The 2,336-nt window shown below is 50.8% G+C and carries 1 rRNA gene; it reads right to left on the bottom strand.

Annotated elements, in window-relative coordinates:
* Window positions 1-36 precede the first annotated feature (36 nt).
* Window positions 37-2,336: ribosomal RNA gene (locus FTT83_RS15730) — 23S ribosomal RNA — on the bottom strand; the annotation flags it as partial.

Raw genomic sequence — 2,336 nt, 5'->3', positions numbered from 1 at the left:
AATTGATGCTTTATACAACAACTGTTTGGGTGTTGTATAGTCAAGCCTCACGAGCAATTAGTATTGGTCAGCTTCACATATCACTATGCTTCCACATCCAACCTATCAACGTCGTAGTCTTCAACGGCTCTTTAGGAGACATAAAGTCTCGGGGAAATCTTATCTTGAGGTAGGCTTCCCGCTTAGATGCTTTCAGCGGTTATCCCTTCCGAACATAGCTACCCGGCGATGCGACTGGCGTCACAACCGGTACACCAGAGGTTCGTCCACTCTGGTCCTCTCGTACTAGGAGCAGATCCTCTCAAATTTCCAACGCCCACGGTAGATAGGGACCGAACTGTCTCACGACGTTCTAAACCCAGCTCGCGTACCTCTTTAAATGGCGAACAGCCATACCCTTGGGACCTGCTTCAGCCCCAGGATGAGATGAGCCGACATCGAGGTGCCAAACACCGCCGTCGATATGAACTCTTGGGCGGTATCAGCCTGTTATCCCCAGAGTACCTTTTATCCGTTGAGCGATGGCCCTTCCATACAGAACCACCGGATCACTAAGACCTACTTTCGTACCTGCTCGACTTGTGGGTCTCGCAGTTAAGCGCGCTTTTGCCTTTATACTCTACGCGTGATTTCCGACCACGCTGAGCGCACCTTCGTACTCCTCCGTTACTCTTTAGGAGGAGACCGCCCCAGTCAAACTACCCACCAGACATGGTCCTCGTCCCGGATAACGGGACAGAGTTAGAACCTCAATATTACCAGGGTGGTATTTCAAGATTGGCTCCACTAGGACTAGCGTCCCAGCTTCAAAGCCTCCCACCTATCCTACACAAGTAAGATCAAAGTTCAATGTCAAGCTGCAGTAAAGGTTCACGGGGTCTTTCCGTCTAGCCGCGGGTACACCGCATCTTCACGGCGATTTCGATTTCACTGAGCCTCTGCTGGAGACAGCGCCCCCATCATTATGCCATTCGTGCAGGTCGGAACTTACCCGACAAGGAATTTCGCTACCTTAGGACCGTTATAGTTACGGCCGCCGTTTACTGGGGCTTCGATCAAGAGCTTCGCTTACGCTAACCCCATCAATTAACCTTCCAGCACCGGGCAGGCATCACACCCTATACGTCCACTTTCGTGTTTGCAGAGTGCTATGTTTTTAATAAACAGTTGCAGGGGCCTGGTTTCTGTGGCTGCTCTCAGCTCAGGAAGCAAGTTCCATCACCAAAAGCAGCGTACCTTCTCCCGAAGTTACGGTACCATTTTGCCTAGTTCCTTCAGCAGAGTTCTCTCAAGCGCTTTGGTCTACTCGACCTGACCACCTGTGTCGGTTTCGGGTACGATTCCAGTGTAACTGAAGCTTAGAGACTTTTCCTGGAAGTATGGTATCAGCCACTTCACTGTACAAGTACAGCTTGCTATCAGATCTCAGCATAGAGCACCCCGGATTTGCCTAAGATGCATGCCTACTTCCTTCCACCTGGACAACCAACGCCAGGCTGACTTAACCTTCTCCGTCCTCTCATCGCATTACACTGAAGTATTGGAATATTAACCAATTTCCCATCGACTACGCCTTTCGGCCTCGCCTTAGGGGTCGACTCACCCAGCCCCGATTAACGTTGGACTGGAACCCTTGGTCTTTCAGCGAGCGGGTTTTTCACCCGCTTTGTCGTTACTCACGTCAGCATTCGCACTTCTGATACCTCCAGCAGACTTCTCAATCCACCTTCATCGGCTTACAGAACGCTCCCCTACCACGTATACAAAGTATACATCCGCAGCTTCGGCACATAGTTTTAGCCCCGTTACATCTTCCGCGCAGGCCGACTCGACTAGTGAGCTATTACGCTTTCTTTAAAGGGTGGCTGCTTCTAAGCCAACCTCCTAGCTGTCTATGCCTTCCCACATCGTTTCCCACTTAACTATGATTTTGGGGCCTTAGCTGGCGGTCTGGATTGTTTTCCTCTTGACTACGGACGTTAGCACCCGCAGTCTGTCTCCCGGATAGTACTCATTGGTATTCGGAGTTTGCATCGGTTTGGTAAGTCGGGATGACCCCCTAGCCGAAACAGTGCTCTACCCCCAATGGTATTCGTCCGAGGCGCTACCTAAATAGCTTTCGGGGAGAACCAGCTATCACCGAGTTTGATTAGCCTTTCACCCCTATCCACAAGTCATCCCCTGGCTTTTCAACGACAGTGGGTTCGGTCCTCCAGTCAGTGTTACCTAACCTTCAACCTGCTCATGGATAGATCACCCGGTTTCGGGTCTATACCCAGCAACTAAACGCCCTATTAAGACTCGATTTCTCTACGGCTCCCCTATTCGGTTAACCT

Source organism: Acinetobacter sp. YH01018 (assembly GCF_013420295.1).
Lineage (GTDB): Bacteria > Pseudomonadota > Gammaproteobacteria > Pseudomonadales > Moraxellaceae > Acinetobacter.
The sequence above is the reverse complement of the archived record's forward strand: the minus strand, read 5'-3'. Positions and strand labels throughout refer to the sequence as shown.